Raw genomic sequence first — 15,163 nt, forward strand, 5'->3', positions numbered from 1 at the left:
AAGTCCGTAGACTTTTCATTCTTCGTCTCGCAAGTGCCCACACAGATTGTCTGTTTCTTCTTTTTAAAGAGCTGACAGCTTTTATATTAACCAAACATTTTACCGCTTTAGTTTGCTGTCTCAAGGGTTGCGTATGTTACTCACTTCACCCGCAAACGTCAACCCCTATTTTACAAATTTTGCTTTTTTTAAATTAAACGATTGCTTTTTGCACAAAACAACCAGTTATAAGGTTATTTTTATTTGTTTTACTACATTGAGAGCTTTATTAATCGCTTCTTTAACCGTTACCGATTTAGCTAACGCAACCCCCATTCTTCTTGTCCCTTTCACTTCTGGTTTTCCAAATAAACGTAAATCAGTTTGCAATTCACTTAATGCTTTATCAAGATTAGCAAAAGTGACTTGTTTTGAATCACCTTCAATCAATAAAACAGCTGATGCACATGGTCCATATTGTTCTATAATAGGAATCGGCAGTCCTAATATTGCCCTAGCATGCAGTGCAAATTCAGATAGATTTTGTGAAATTAATGTCACCATACCTGTATCATGCGGACGAGGTGATACCTCACTAAACCATACCTGATCGCCTTTAACAAACAATTCAACACCAAATAACCCTCGCCCACCTAATGCATCTGTTATTTTAGTCGCAATATCTTTTGCCTGTTTCAATGCCTTGTCAGACATCTGCTGAGGTTGCCAAGATTCTCGGTAATCACCTTGTTCTTGACGATGCCCTATTGGTTCACAATATGACACCCCCTTAATATGTCTAACTGTAAGTAGAGTAATTTCGTAATCAAAATCAATAAAACCTTCGATGATAACTTTTCCACCGCCAGCTCTACCACCTTCTTGTGCATATTTCCATGATGATTCAATATCGGCTTCACCTCTTAATAACGATTGTCCTTTACCAGAAGAGCTCATAACAGGTTTAACTAAGCAAGGAAAACCTATTTCTTTGACTGCTTTTCTAAATTCAGTTGCATTTTCAGCAAATCGATAAGGTGACGTTGGTAATTTTAATTCCTCCGCTGCAAGTCGACGAATTCCTTCACGATTCATGGTAAGTTGTGTTGCTTTTGCTGTTGGAATAACTGTAAAACCTTTTTCTTCCAACTCGATTAGTGTAGATGTTGCTATGGCTTCGATTTCTGGAACAATATAATCTGGATTTTCTGCTTCAATGACTTTTCTTAAAGCATCTCCATCAAGCATATTAACGATATGGTACCGATGAGCAACTTGCATCGCAGGCGCATTTGCATAACGATCAACGGCAATAACCTCACACCCCAATCGTTGTAACTCAATGACAACTTCTTTAGCAAGTTCGCCTGCACCGCAAAGTAATACTTTAGTTGAAGTTGGTGATAATGGCGTTCCTAGTTTAGTCATAATTTCCTCTTACGCAGTAAATTTTTCGGGAAAACAACATCCTAAAACAAAAAATCGGGACAATTATCCCGATTTGATTGATACTAAATTAGTTTTGGTATGGATCGCGCAAAATCATTGTTTCACTTCGATCTGGTCCTGTTGAAATAATATCAATTGGTGTTTCGGTTAACTCTTCAATCCGTTTAATATAAGCTTTAGCTGCTTGTGGAAGAGCATCATAACTTTTCATACCAAAGGTTGATTCACTCCAGCCAGGCATTGATTCATAAACAGGTTTAACTAAACTCCACTCTTCAGCTGCCGCAGGAGCGTTTTTGATAACTTCACCATTTGGTAATTGATAGCCAATACAGATTTTAACTTCTTTAAGCCCATCTAACACATCAAGTTTAGTTAAACAAAATCCTGAAACAGAATTAAGTTGTACTGCCTTGCGAACAGCAATAGCATCAAGCCATCCAGTACGACGACGACGACCTGTTGTTGCACCAAATTCATTACCTTGCTTACATAAGTACTCACCAGTCTCATCAAATAATTCAGTAGGAAACGGCCCAGCACCAACACGTGTAGAATAGGCTTTGACAATACCTAGCACATAACCAACATAACGCGGACCAAAACCAGAACCTGTAGCAACACCACCAGCTGTGGTATTAGAAGAAGTCACAAAAGGATAAGTTCCATGATCAATATCAAGTAATGTACCTTGTGCCCCTTCAAACATAATTCTCTCGCCTTTTTTGCGTGCTTCCTCTAAAAGAGCAGGAATATCCGCAATCATAGCAACTAAAATATCAGCTATCGCTAATGTATTATCTAAAACTTGTTGATAGTCTACTGCTTCTGATTTGTAGTAATTAACTAATTGGAAATTATGATATTCCATCACTTCTTTTAATTTTTCAGCAAAAGCTTGGCGATCACGTAAATCACCAACCCTAAGTCCTCGTCTCGCTACTTTATCTTCATAGGCTGGACCAATACCACGCCCTGTTGTTCCAATAGCTTTACTACCACGTGCTTTTTCTCGCGCTTGGTCTAATGCAATATGATAGGGTAAAATTAAAGGACATGATTCGGAAATAAGGAGTCTTTCTTTAACAGGAATACCACTTTTTTCTAACTCATTCATTTCTTTCATTAAGGCATCTGGACATAGTACAACACCATTAGCAATAATACTTGTCACTCCATTGCGTAAGATTCCTGATGGAATTAAATGTAATACAGTTTTTTCACCATTAATCACTAATGTATGACCAGCATTATGTCCACCTTGATAACGAACAACATATTTTGCTTTTTCTGTGAGTAAATCAACAATTTTACCTTTGCCTTCATCACCCCATTGCGTACCTAGCACAACAACATTATTACTCATAGATTATTTATCTCATTCAATTATTTATTAGATTTTAATTTCATATATTGAAAAAATTCACTATCAGGGCTAATAATCATAATATCATTACCTGTAAAACTTTGTTCATAAGCTTTTAAACTACGAATAAAGCTAAAAAACTCAATATCTTTGCTAAAAGCATCAGCATAAATTTTAGCTGCATTAGCATCACCTTCACCACAAATAGCTTGAGATTCGCGTTCAGCTTCAGATAGTATCTTTGTTACTTCAAGTGTAGTCTCTGCTTGTATTTCATTCACTACCTGAATGCCTTGAGAACGTTGATCTTCTTTCATTTTATCATAAATAGATTTAGATATTTCTTGAGGAAAACTAACATTTTTTATACGAATATCAATAACTTCAACACCAAAAGATCGTATGCTTACTTCATTACTTTCAGAACCTTTTTCGACAAGATTTCCTGTTGAATTATTCTCAACCACCGTCTGAGCAAGACCATTTAATGCATATTTGATACGTACCACGATAGAATCATGGGAACTATTATTTGTGTCATTAAAAATATCAGTGGTATTTAGTTTACCAATTTCAGACTTTAAACGACTATTTAAACGAGCAAACAATAAGTTTTCAATATTATTATTTCCTGCAATAGCTTTATAGTATTGATTAAAATCAACAACCCTCCATTGCACAAAATAATCAACAACTAAGTCTTTATTGTCACGCGTTATGAATTTTTGTTCACGATCTAGCTTGCTAGAATTATTTATAGTTTGAATTTTAGCATCAATAACTTTGACATTATCCATTCCTGGAACTTTAAAATGTAATCCAGGCTCTGATACACCTATAATTTTATTAAATCGTAAAACAACACCACGAGTTCCTTCTTCGATAACATAGGTACTAGAAAAAAACACACCAACTAAAATTAATGTTAAAGGAATCAATAATTTGCGCATATTTATCTCCTTACTTTCCTATAAACCGCGGAGTCCGCGCAGTATTTCCAATATTGGAGTTATTCGTATTATCTTTAGCCTCTTTTGGTAATTCCTGTGTTGTTTGAGACAGATCTTTTACTACTTCTGAAGAATTCGACATATCTTTACTATTTGAGTTTGGTAAAGTCAATGACTCAGAATCTTTTTTATTTTTGTTTTTTAACAGTTGATCTAATGGTAAAACCACTAAATTTCCACTTTTATCATTAACTACAATTTTACTGGTCTTGGCTAATATTCTTTCCATAGTTTCAATATATAGACGCTCTTTTGTAAGTTCTGGTGCCACTTTATATTGTGATAATACTTTTTCAAAACGAACTACATCACCAGCAGCTTCAAGTTCCACTTTAACTTTATATGCATTTGCATTAGCTAAAATTACTGCTGATTGAGCTTTTGCTTCTTGAACTTTTGTGGCTTTTTTAGTTGTAGCGTTGTTTATTTCGCGTTTTTTATCTTCTTGAGCTTTCATAACACCATTAAAAGCTTCTTGTACTGCTTTAGAAGGACTAACTGATTGGAAATTAATATCAACTATACTAATCCCCATATCATAATTATTAATAATATTAGTTAATTCATCTTTTATACGGTTTGCTAATGCCAAACTGTCATTAGTAAAGACACCCTTCATACCAAATCTATCAAATTCGGTGCGCAAAGCACTATCTGCTGCTTGTTGTAAGCTATCTTTAACATTAGTGACATTAAATAAATATTTAATAGGATCGACGATACTATATTCTACCTTCATCTCAACGAAGTCTAAATCATCTCCGGTTGTTATCATAAAACCGTCTAGATTAAAATTTCGCGTACTTTGTACATCAACTTTATACACTTTATCAATCAACGGTGGATTCCAATTTAATCCAGGTTGAATAATTTCAGGTTGAACTTTACCAAAGCGAGTAATAACCCCAAGTTCACTTTGATTAATAGTATAAAAACCGCTCATACCCCAAATCATAACGAGTAAAACGACTACCGATAGAATAATTTTAGTAGCATTGATTGGCAATTTAATTCCAGAACCACCTCTATTATTACCAAAATTACCTTTTTTTAAGAATCCCTTAACTTTATCAAATAAACCATTAGATGAATTATTAGCCGGTTTTTTGTTATTATTACCCCATGGGTCGTTATCTTGTCCGTTATTTCCGGGCTGATTCCACGCCATATTTTATATGCTCCATTTAACAATTAGTTGTTATTTTGCTTATTGATTAAGTATAACAGATCTGGTTCTTGTTTACAGAGGCGATTCCATTCAATAGAGGGAATTCTCACATCTAGATGAAAACTACCATCCTCATTAATAAATTCATTTTCTACTGCATTTAACTGATATAAACGACTTCTTAGTCTTGCTAAATAAGCCGGCACACTCAAATGGCAAACCTGAATTTGCTTAGCGAGTCTTTCTTTTAACGCAATGAATAATTGATCCAATCCTAAACCATTTTGCGCTGAAATCCAAACTCGAATAGGCATACCGTTTTCATCTCGATCAATACTTGGTTGTTTACCGTCTATCAAATCGATTTTATTCATAACAAGTAATGTTGGAATTTCGTATGCATTAATTTCCAGCAAAACATCATCAACGGCATGCATATTATCCAATAAATTAGGATCTGCTGCATCAACAACATGTAATAGCAATGTGGCTTCCTGCGTTTCAAGTAGTGTCGCTTTAAAAGCGGCAATTAAATCGTGGGGTAAATGACGAATAAAACCAACTGTATCTGCTAAAACAACTTCGCCAACATCATCAACAGTAATCCGCCGTAGCGTTGGATCGAGCGTAGCAAATAACTGATCAGCAGCGTACACATCAGCATTTGTTAATGAATTAAATAGTGTTGATTTACCCGCATTAGTATAACCAACTAAAGATACTGTTGAGAGATCAGCTTTATTTCTTGATTGACGATTTTGATTTCGCTGTTTTTCAACTTTCGTAAGTCTTGATAAAATCAACTGAATACGATGACGAATCAATCGTCTATCTGTTTCCAATTGCGTTTCACCAGGACCACGTAAACCTATTCCCCCTTTTTGCCGTTCTAGATGTGTCCAACCCCGAACTAATCGAGTCGAAAGATGTTGTAACTGCGCTAACTCGACTTGCAATTTACCTTCATGTGTTCGGGCTCGTTGTGCAAAAATATCAAGAATTAATCCTGTTCTATCAACAACGCGACATTTACACAACTGTTCTAGGTTGCGTTCTTGGGAGGGAGTTAAAGTATGATTTACTAAAATAACAGAAGCATCAAGTTGATTAACTTTTTCAGCGATTTCCTGCGCTTTACCTTCACCAACAAAATATTTGGTTTGAGGCGATTTTCTTGAAGTTGTTACAATATCGAGAATATCTATCTGAGCTGAAGAAACTAATACTTCAAACTCTTTAAGATCCTCGATATCGCTTTCTTGAGGGAAGAATACATGGACCAATAAGGCAGTTTCACCGCCTTTATATCGCTCAAACAATCAGATTCTCCAGAGATATCAGCTTTCGCCTTCCTCTTCAGGTTGAGATAGCAATCCAGAAATAGGTCTAGATGGTACGACTGTTGAGATAGCATGTTTATATACCATTTGGCTTACAGTATTTTTTAACAAAATAACAAACTGATCGAATGATTCAATTTGTCCCTGTAACTTAATACCATTAACTAAATAGATTGATACAGGAATATGCTCTCGACGAAGCAAATTTAAATAAGGATCTTGTAATGACTGCCCTTTTGACATGAGTTTATCCTTTAAGATGATAATAATATGAAGATAAAATAACTGTATAAAAAATAAATATCTATTTAACTTTAAATATAAGATACCTATAACATGTACCAAAATAACATAAAAAACTCTGCTCTTAAACCTGCCAATTGAAATTTATGCAAAAATAACTAAAAATTTAATCAATTTACAAAAATAACACAAAAAAAAGCTAAAACATCGCATAAATCTAAAATTTCTTTACAAAATAAAAAGAATTATTTTCAATACAATTCAAAAAAATAAAATAACTCTATTTTGAGACTCAAAAAATATGCTCAAAAGCACAACTGTTAATACTATTACTATCTAACCATGTTATAGGTTGTTTCCATCCTCGAAGCCACGTAATTTGTCTTTTAGCTAATTGCCGAGTGGAACAAATACCTTTAAAAACCATTTCATCATAACTTATATCACCATTTAAATATTCCCACATTTGACGATATCCAACACAACGCATAGACGGCAAGTTTAAATGTAAATCCGATCGCTGTTTAAGTGCTTTAACTTCATCTTCAAATCCATTATCTAACATCTGTAAAAAACGTTGTTCTATACGTTCATGCAATTGCGCTCGATCTTGTGGCATAATAGCAAATTGTATAATATCGTATGGTAATGATTCACCGCTTTCTTGTGTAAGTTCTGTTAAAGTTTTACCTGAGATTAAATAAACTTCTAAAGCACGGTTTAAGCGCTGAGGATCGTTAGGATGAATTCTTTCAGCTGAAATTGGATCAATTTTCTTAAGTTCTTCGTGGATCGCTTGCCAACCTAATTTATTAGCTTTTTCTTCTATTTGTTCACGAATTTCATAATTGGCAGCAGGAAGCGGTGAAAGCCCTTCAATTAAAGCTTTAAAGTAGAGCATTGTCCCACCAACTAACAATGGAATTCGACCCTTTTTTAGTGTTTTTTCAATTTCCACAATTGCATCATGTCTAAAATTAGCAGCTGAGTAACTCTCAGCTGGATCACAAATATTAATCAATTTATGTGGATACTTTTGTTGCTCTTCTTTAGTTGGTTTTGCGGTACCAATATCCATACCGCGATAAATCAAAGCAGAATCGACACTAATAATATCAATAGGATAACGATCGTAAAGCATCATAGCAAATGCCGTTTTACCAGACGCCGTTGGCCCCATTAACGAAATAATTTTTGGTTTATTCATGATAAAATTAATTGAGTTAAAGATTGTATATCAATCGGATATAAAAATGATTCCTGTTGTAATAAATTGATATCTATCTGTTCTAATTGAGTAAGTAATGGAATAACCTTAGCCATACTCCAACTTGTAGTACGACCATCATCACACTGGATAGCCAACCACGTAGCTATCTGTGTAGGATCTAATACTCCATTTTTTGGATCGGATATAAAAGCAATTAAAGTGGGTAATAATTTTTGCCAATTGACGGTGCGCAACATTTTAGGAACATTTTGCAAATACAATTTTGCTTTATCAATATAAAAACAAAAACCTAAAAAATTCAACTGTGCTTGATAAGTAGAAAGAACTTGCTGCTCTTTATGATTAATTAAAATTGTTAATGGGATAAGCAATTTTTCAGAGTCTTGTGATAATAACTTAATTGCATTAACTTTTTGCTGAGCAATAGGCAATTTCATCAACATTAATTTTTGCTGATTATCTTCATACTTTTCAAGTAATGCAATATCGGGCTGAATAACCGTTAATACCCGACCAAATTGTACTAATGATGAGCTATCAAGTTGCTGTTGTAATGCTTGTAGTGGCGTACTTCTTTTAGGAAATAATGCTTCAATAACCGCTTTTTGTGGTTCAGTTATTTCATTCTCTTCTACCGATAAGAATGACTGTTTTTGCTCAAATTGCACTGTCTCTTGCGAAGGTGCAACATTAACTAACTCACCATACAATGCATTTTCTTTAGCATAATTACTTGGTTTTTTCGATAATTGACTACGGGTTTGATAAGAATTAGCTGCCGTTTTTTGATTAAAGATATTCTCACCCGCTGCTTGTCGATTAGGTGTTATGGTAACTTTTTCTTCTGTTACAGATAGATCTGATTCAAGTGCCATCACTATCGCTTGATAAACAAAATCATGAACCAGTCTTGCTTCATGAAACCGGACTTCGTGTTTGGCTGGGTGAACATTAACATCAACTTGTTTTGGATCAATTTGTAAAAACACCACATAACTTTGTTGTTCATTAGTACGACTGATGTAAGCCTGACGCAATGCATGATTAAGTAATTTATCTTTGATGACTCGCCCATTAACATAAAAATACTGCAAATCACTACTTTCACTACTGGTGACCCAACCTTGAATGAGTAAATCATCATGCTGCCAATCCAGTTTTACAGCTTTTTGCATAAAAGATCGACCGCAAACTAATTCGACTCGTTTTTCAAGAGCTGATGAACGATACTGCTTAACGAGTTTACCATTATGTTGTAAATTAAAGGTAACATCGGGGCGTGCAAGTGCAATACGCCGAACAAACTCTTCAATATGCATAAACTCAGTTTTTTCTGTTTTTAAAAAACGACGTCTTGCAGGTGTATTATAAAACAGATCAAGGACTTCGACAGTCGATCCTACAGGATGAGCTGCAGGTTTAATCATCGGCTTCATATCCCGTCCTTCAGCATAAACTTGCCATGCTTCGGATTGTTCAGCCGTACGTGAAGTTAATGTCAATCTTGCAACTGAACTTATACTTGCTAGCGCCTCACCACGAAATCCAAGACTAATAATTGCATCTAAATCATCTAAAGTACTAATTTTACTTGTCGCATGACGAGCAAGTGCCAGTGCTAATTCATCTTTAGCAATACCGCAACCATTATCACGAATACGAATTAATTTACAACCACCTTGTTCAAGGTCAATATCAATTTGAGTACTTCCCGCATCAAGGCTATTTTCAACTAACTCTTTAATGACAGAAGCGGGGCGTTCTACCACCTCACCAGCAGCAATTTGATTGGCTAATTGGGGTGAAAGAATATGGATTGTCATTAATGCTGCTCTCCAAACTTTGGATTTTGCTTAACATAATTTTTTATGCCCTGATAGATAGTTTTAGCTATCTTATCTTGATGGTCATTACTACCAAGTAAACTTTCTTCATTTTGATTAGAAATAAAGCCAACTTCAACTAAAATTGATGGGATATCTGGTGAACGTAATACACCTAAACTTGCATGTTCTGGGGCTGATTTATGTAACTTTATTGTTCCTTTCATCTCTTTTAACACTTGCTTTGCTAGCTCGTAACCCACTTGTTGAGAATAAGAAAATTGTAAATCTAACACCGCTTGGCTTAAATGAGGATCATGATCATCACTAAGCACATCACCAGCTCCACCTAATAGTTGTGACTGTTTTTCATCTTGTTCAAGCCAACGACCAAGTTCCGTGTCAGCACGTTTAGTTGACAAAACCCAGATCGAAGCACCAGCTGCATTCCTATTTGGTGCAGCATCGGCATGAATTGAAACTAATAAATTAGCTTTATTTTTACGAGCGATTTCGGATCGTTGCGAAACAGAAATAAAATTATCGCTGGTACGAGTTAGAACCCCCTTAAAATTAGGGTCTTTATTTAACAAATTAGTTAATTTTTTTGCAATTGAAAACGTAACAGTTTTTTCATATAACTTATTTTTTCCTATTGCGCCAGAATCTTTACCACCATGTCCTGCATCAACAGCAATCACAACTTTAGCTGCATAAGCAGAGCTACAAAGCAGTAATAACATAAAAAAAGTGAGTAGTTTTTTCATTGTCTTTTTATTGTTTATTTCTATTGTGATAAATTAATAATCGCTTGACCTTTTTCGCTTGTTACCTGCACAGAAGCTGTACGTTCAAACGCTAAATAAGCCAAATGAACTTCAAGATCAGCACTAGGCAAGATACCATTTGCTTGCTCTGGCCACTCAATTAAACAAATCGATCGCGAAGCAAAATATTCACGAATCCCCATAAACTCCAGCTCTTCAGGATCGCAAAGCCGGTACAAATCAAAATGATAAACGGTAAAATGATCAAATTGATACTGTTCGACTAACGTATAAGTTGGGCTTTTTACATTACCAACATGCCCTAATTGTTGCAAAAAACCACGACTAAAAGTTGTTTTACCAGCACCAAGATCGCCAATTAAATAGATAACAATTGTATCATCATGCTTAGATAAATAGTTTAAACACTGTTTGGCAAGCTTACTACCAAACAAAATCGTTTGTTGCTCATCAGTTAAAATAATTGGTTTCATGATGAATTCTTTGCTCAATAAATATTCCTTATTATATACTAATAACCATTAAAGATGTACCAAACAAGATAACCTTGATTTTATCAAAAAGTTTCAATAAAACTTACGTTTTAATATAAAAGTGAAAAATAATGCTACATACAATCTCGACAGCAAATCATTCAACCATAAACCCACAATTAATATCAGATCAAGATGCCGTATTGTTCTGGCAAAATGGCGTTGTTCTGGCGATACAAAATAATCCATTATTAGATGATATTGTCCATAAAACCAAGCATTGCTATATCATCAACAGTGATATTGAAGCTCGTGGACTAAGTAATATTATCGATTCAAGGCTTAAAATTATTACTATGCAACAGGTTGTGGAACTTACAGCTAGCCATTTTCCACAAATGAACTGGGAATGACTATAGACTAAGATATTCACTATTGCCACCATTTAAAAGCTAAATTATGCTAATTTGCAAAACCTAAAACCTAGGTTTAATATAAATACCAATTGTACTCAGTTAATACTCAAATTTAATGGCTAATTTATTAACGCTATCGGAAATAAGTAATTATTTAAAAAATGGTGAAGTGATTGCTTACCCAACTGAAGCCGTTTTTGGTCTAGGTTGTGATCCGGATTGTGAATCAGCCGTATTAAAGTTACTACAAATAAAACAACGATCAATAGATAAAGGCTTGATTTTAATTGCTAGCCGTTACCAACAACTAATTCCCTATATAGATGAATCAGCCATCACCAATGAACAAAAACAGTTAGCACTTACTAACTGGCCTGGGCCTATTACCTGGGTGTTCCCTAAAAATAAAAATACACCTTATTTTTTAACAGGTAAATTTGATTCTATTGCAGTGCGCGTCACCAATCATCCTTTAGTTTGTAAGCTTTGTGATCTTTATGGAAAACCGATTGTGTCAACCAGTGCTAATCTTTCTACTCATAATCCTTGCAAAACCGCTATCGAAGTCGCCAAACAGTTTGGTCAAAATTTTCCTATTTTAGACGGTGAAACAGGCCATCGATCACAACCATCGCAAATTAAAGACATCAAAACAGGACAAATCATTCGGCAAGGGTAACTTTATGCAAAATTTATATATTGGTGTGATGTCAGGTACTAGCATGGATGGAATTGATATTGCTTTGGTAAATATTACCGCAAAAAATGTCACATCAATAGCGAGTAACTGCTATCCAATGCCCGCCGATTTAAAACAGCATTTACTAAAATTATGTGAAACCCAGCAAACCACATTACAAAATTTAGGTGAGATAGATCATCAAATAGGCAAACTGTTTGCTGATAGCATAAATCAGTTTTTAAAAGATAATAATATTGATAAACAACAAATTAAAGCTATTGGCTGTCACGGACAAACAATTTACCATTCACCAAACGGTGATAATCCTTTTACCTTACAAATTGGTGATGCCAATATCATTGCCGCAAAAACAGGTATAACCACTATTGCTGATTTTCGTCGTAAAGATATGGCTTATGGAGGACAAGGTGCACCACTTGTTCCTGCTTTCCATAAAGCAGTGCTACAAGATCCAAAAATAAATCGCGTGATACTAAATATCGGCGGTATTAGTAACATTTCGGTATTAATACCCAATCAAACCATCCTAGGTTATGATACTGGACCAGGTAATGTATTACTGGATGGTTGGATAAAAGAGCACTTAGGTAAAAACTATGATCAAGATGGATTATGGGCAAAAACAGGTAAAATAAACCAAGAATTATTAAACCTTTTATATAAAGAAGACTATTTTCAAATACCCGCCCCCAAAAGTACAGGACGAGAACTATTTAACTTATCATGGCTTTATAAAAAACTAGTAGGAACACATTTAAAAGCACAAGATATTCAAGCAACACTGGTTGAATTTACCGCTTTATCCATTGCTAATGAAATTAATAAATTATCTATTGTAAACGCATTACCTTGTGAGCTTTTAGTTTGCGGTGGAGGAGCTAAAAATCCACTAATTATGCAAAAATTATCGGCTTTATTACCCGCATGGGCAGTATTAACAACCGATACAAAAGGTATAAATGGAGACGATATGGAGGCAATAGCCTTTGCTTGGCTTGCTTATTGTCGAATCAACAATATTCCATCAAACATTCCAGAGGTAACTGGTGCAAGCCAAGCTGTTTGTTTAGGAGTTTATTATCAATAAACTAAAAATATAGATAGATTTTGATTAAATCAAGCCAACATGTTGTAAACCTTTAGCTATTCCATCATTATCATTAGTATCTGTCACAAACTCAGCTTGTGCTTTTAATTCATCAACAGCATTACCCATAGCAATTGGATGATCAACGGTTAGGAACATTTCAAAATCATTCATGCCATCACCAAAGGCATAGGTTGGCACATCAGTAAATCCTTTATTTTTTAACAATTGAGTAATACCATACCCTTTAGATCCACCATAATTAAAAACATCAACACAGTAAGGCGTATTACGAATAAAGGTTAGCTCAGGGAAAACATCTCGATAAAGCACTTCTCCTGATTCACAAAGTAATAAAAGCATCTGAATAGGTGTTTTTAAATAAATCTGATCATCAACAGGCGGAACTTGCTGCTTAAGGAAATGATAAAATGTTTTAGTAGGTTGGCTATCTTCCGACACTCGCATAATTTCGTGATTATAAAAAGACAACGGAATACCTGTTTGCTGTTTAGAGTATTGATACAAACGATCGATAACGCCCTTATCAATATCATTAGTAAAGACCTTTTCGCCTTCATATAAAACAACTTGCCCGTTCATGCCAATTATCGACTCAATTTGAGTCTTTTTCATTAAATCAACCACTTCACAAGGTGTTCTGCCCGTTGCAATCATTGGTATAATATTATTTTGTTTTAATTTTTTTATAGCTTCAAAAGAGCTGGGTAATACATCAATTTGGCTATTAAATAGTGTCCCATCTAGATCAAAAAAAACAATAGCTTCAGGTTTTTGACTCATATTACAAATCCAAAATATGTTTGATAAAAGGAATGGTTAATTTACGTTGTTGCGCAAGCGTTGCTACCTCAAACTTCTCTAATAAAGAAAACAGTGTACGCATATCACGGTTAACGCGTTTTAATAAAAATAACCCAACTTCTGTTGATAATTCAAAGCCACTTAATTGTGCTCTTAATTGTAAGGCCTTAAGCTTATCATCATCACTAAGCTCTTTTAATTGATAAACCTGCCCCCAAGATAACCTAGAAACCAAATCAGGTAATATAAAAGAAATTTGTTTAGGTGGCCTACTTGCCGTTATCAATAATTTACTCACGTTTTTTTCAGTTAAACGATTAAATAAATCAAAAATAGCTTCTTCCCAATCCCTATGACCTGCTATTGCATCAATATCATCTAAACAAACTAAATCGTAATGATCTAATCCCTGCAGAATTTCGGGCACAAGATGATAATACTGCTTTAAAGGAATATAACTGGCTAATTTATTTTGACTTGATGCATGTAAAAGGTGAGTTCGACCCGCAGCACTAGCCGACCATATATAGAAGATATTAAAACCCTCTTTACCTAATAAGGTTTGCAAAGAATCAAACAATAATCGATTATCACCAACATAAAAACTATCAAAAGTTTCATTGTTAGGTAATAAAAAAGGTAAAGGTAGCTGCGAAAGAGTAATAAACGAACCTCACAATAAAAATATAATCATGTTAAGTATAAATTTGCTTTCATAAAAATCAATCACTTTTATAGAAAAGAAAAATATTCTAATATCATATTATAAGTTACTTACTATTTTGTTTCATATTCATCATTTATTTTCTTGAACTAACTATATTAACTTTTTAATAAAAGCTCATTTATATAAGTATAAAATTGAAGCAATAAAGGACAAAATTTAAGCAAACAAATTTATTTTTTGTGGATAACTCTGTGATAAATTAGGATCACAAGCTGTTATCATCGCACTAATAACCTTAACTAATAAATCAACTGTGGATAAATATAAAAGTTATAAACAAGTTTAAATAAAAAAAGATCCGAGCAATTAACAGAATTAGATGATCGATAAGATCCTATAAAATAATCATAAAACAGAGTTATCAACAAAAAGGATCCGTAGTAATAATAATAAAAATAAAAAGATCATCTAAAAGATCTTATTTTATTTAGATCGCGATCAAAATAGATCATTTGACGTAATCGAAAAGATGAGTAAAATTCCCTACCCTAAATAAATCAAATCTTCAGATCTAAATTAGCGATCTTCTGTACAC

14 protein-coding genes and 1 pseudogene are annotated in these 15,163 nt (G+C 34.2%); 3 read left to right on the top strand and 12 right to left on the bottom strand.

Translation table 11 applies throughout. The features are described from left to right. Nucleotides 1-225: 225 nt before the first annotated feature. The 10 genes and pseudogenes from purT to tsaE all read right to left on the bottom strand — a co-directional run bounded on the left by purT (nt 226) and on the right by tsaE (nt 10,870). Complete coding sequence (purT, locus tag ACYIAJ_RS07890) at nt 226-1,407, bottom strand: formate-dependent phosphoribosylglycinamide formyltransferase (RefSeq protein ID WP_483560602.1); 1,182 nt, start codon at nt 1,405-1,407, stop codon at nt 226-228. A gap of 88 nt (nt 1,408-1,495) precedes the next feature. Next, nucleotides 1,496-2,794 (bottom strand): adenylosuccinate synthase, encoded by a 1,299-nt coding sequence (locus ACYIAJ_RS07895; protein ID WP_483560603.1) that lies wholly within the window; start codon nt 2,792-2,794, stop codon nt 1,496-1,498. A gap of 20 nt (nt 2,795-2,814) precedes the next feature. Beyond that, entirely contained in the window at nt 2,815-3,744 is a 930-nt protein-coding gene (gene hflC / locus ACYIAJ_RS07900; protein WP_483560604.1) for a protease modulator HflC, read from the bottom strand. Nucleotides 3,745-3,754: 10 nt separating this feature from the next. Next, nucleotides 3,755-4,972 (bottom strand): FtsH protease activity modulator HflK, encoded by a 1,218-nt coding sequence (gene hflK, locus ACYIAJ_RS07905; protein WP_483560605.1) that lies wholly within the window; start codon nt 4,970-4,972, stop codon nt 3,755-3,757. Between the two features lie 23 nt (nt 4,973-4,995). Beyond that, nucleotides 4,996-6,291 carry a ribosome rescue GTPase HflX gene (gene hflX / locus ACYIAJ_RS07910; RefSeq protein WP_483560606.1) on the bottom strand — a complete coding sequence of 432 codons (1,296 nt, stop codon included), beginning with the start codon at nt 6,289-6,291 and terminating at the stop codon, nt 4,996-4,998. Nucleotides 6,292-6,309: 18 nt separating this feature from the next. Next, nucleotides 6,310-6,555, bottom strand: coding sequence for an RNA chaperone Hfq (hfq, locus tag ACYIAJ_RS07915; protein WP_085247646.1), 246 nt, complete (start codon nt 6,553-6,555; stop codon nt 6,310-6,312). 292 nt (nt 6,556-6,847) lie between these two features. Beyond that, nucleotides 6,848-7,762 carry a tRNA (adenosine(37)-N6)-dimethylallyltransferase MiaA gene (gene miaA / locus ACYIAJ_RS07920; protein WP_483564607.1) on the bottom strand — a complete coding sequence of 305 codons (915 nt, stop codon included), beginning with the start codon at nt 7,760-7,762 and terminating at the stop codon, nt 6,848-6,850. After that, entirely contained in the window at nt 7,759-9,609 is a 1,851-nt protein-coding gene (gene mutL / locus ACYIAJ_RS07925; RefSeq protein WP_483560608.1) for a DNA mismatch repair endonuclease MutL, read from the bottom strand. The genes miaA and mutL overlap by 4 nt, the downstream gene beginning before the upstream one ends. A 20-nt stretch (nt 9,610-9,629) precedes the next feature. Beyond that, nucleotides 9,630-10,334 (bottom strand): annotated as a pseudogene (locus tag ACYIAJ_RS07930) (N-acetylmuramoyl-L-alanine amidase); the annotation flags it as partial. A 62-nt stretch (nt 10,335-10,396) separates the two neighbouring features. Continuing rightward, nucleotides 10,397-10,870 carry a tRNA (adenosine(37)-N6)-threonylcarbamoyltransferase complex ATPase subunit type 1 TsaE gene (gene tsaE / locus ACYIAJ_RS07935; protein WP_483560609.1) on the bottom strand — a complete coding sequence of 158 codons (474 nt, stop codon included), beginning with the start codon at nt 10,868-10,870 and terminating at the stop codon, nt 10,397-10,399. A 131-nt stretch (nt 10,871-11,001) separates the two neighbouring features. Between tsaE and tusB the strand changes: the two genes are divergently transcribed. The 3 genes from tusB (at nt 11,002) to ACYIAJ_RS07950 (ending at nt 13,076) form a co-directional block, all read left to right on the top strand. Beyond that, a complete protein-coding gene (gene tusB / locus ACYIAJ_RS07940) occupies nt 11,002-11,283 on the top strand; it encodes a sulfurtransferase complex subunit TusB (protein WP_483560610.1) in 282 nt (93 codons plus the stop codon). Nucleotides 11,284-11,401: 118 nt separating this feature from the next. Next, nucleotides 11,402-11,965 (top strand): L-threonylcarbamoyladenylate synthase type 1 TsaC, encoded by a 564-nt coding sequence (gene tsaC / locus ACYIAJ_RS07945; protein WP_483560611.1) that lies wholly within the window; start codon nt 11,402-11,404, stop codon nt 11,963-11,965. A gap of 4 nt (nt 11,966-11,969) precedes the next feature. Next, entirely contained in the window at nt 11,970-13,076 is a 1,107-nt protein-coding gene (locus tag ACYIAJ_RS07950; protein WP_483564608.1) for an anhydro-N-acetylmuramic acid kinase, read from the top strand. 24 nt (nt 13,077-13,100) lie between these two features. Here the strand turns inward: ACYIAJ_RS07950 and ACYIAJ_RS07955 are convergent, their stop codons facing one another. Next, nucleotides 13,101-13,880, bottom strand: a complete 780-nt coding sequence (locus ACYIAJ_RS07955) for a Cof-type HAD-IIB family hydrolase (protein ID WP_483560613.1) — start codon at nt 13,878-13,880, stop codon at nt 13,101-13,103. Between the two features lies 1 nt (nt 13,881). Then, a complete protein-coding gene (hda, locus tag ACYIAJ_RS07960; RefSeq protein ID WP_483560630.1) occupies nt 13,882-14,565 on the bottom strand; it encodes a DnaA inactivator Hda in 684 nt (227 codons plus the stop codon). Between the last annotated feature and the right edge of the window lie 598 nt (nt 14,566-15,163).

Source organism: Gilliamella sp. X-46, assembly GCF_057063525.1.

Coding starts and splice junctions, on each gene's coding strand:
- tusB (WP_483560610.1), top strand. CDS start 11,002: ATGCTACATACAATCTCGACAGCAAATCATTCAACCATAAACCCACAA.
- hflK (WP_483560605.1), bottom strand. CDS start 4,972: ATGGCGTGGAATCAGCCCGGAAATAACGGACAAGATAACGACCCATGG.
- purT (WP_483560602.1), bottom strand. CDS start 1,407: ATGACTAAACTAGGAACGCCATTATCACCAACTTCAACTAAAGTATTA.
- tsaC (WP_483560611.1), top strand. CDS start 11,402: ATGGCTAATTTATTAACGCTATCGGAAATAAGTAATTATTTAAAAAAT.
- ACYIAJ_RS07895 (WP_483560603.1), bottom strand. CDS start 2,794: ATGAGTAATAATGTTGTTGTGCTAGGTACGCAATGGGGTGATGAAGGC.
- ACYIAJ_RS07955 (WP_483560613.1), bottom strand. CDS start 13,880: ATGAGTCAAAAACCTGAAGCTATTGTTTTTTTTGATCTAGATGGGACA.
- mutL (WP_483560608.1), bottom strand. CDS start 9,609: ATGACAATCCATATTCTTTCACCCCAATTAGCCAATCAAATTGCTGCT.
- miaA (WP_483564607.1), bottom strand. CDS start 7,762: ATGAATAAACCAAAAATTATTTCGTTAATGGGGCCAACGGCGTCTGGT.
- hfq (WP_085247646.1), bottom strand. CDS start 6,555: ATGTCAAAAGGGCAGTCATTACAAGATCCTTATTTAAATTTGCTTCGT.
- tsaE (WP_483560609.1), bottom strand. CDS start 10,870: ATGAAACCAATTATTTTAACTGATGAGCAACAAACGATTTTGTTTGGT.
- ACYIAJ_RS07950 (WP_483564608.1), top strand. CDS start 11,970: ATGCAAAATTTATATATTGGTGTGATGTCAGGTACTAGCATGGATGGA.
- hflC (WP_483560604.1), bottom strand. CDS start 3,744: ATGCGCAAATTATTGATTCCTTTAACATTAATTTTAGTTGGTGTGTTT.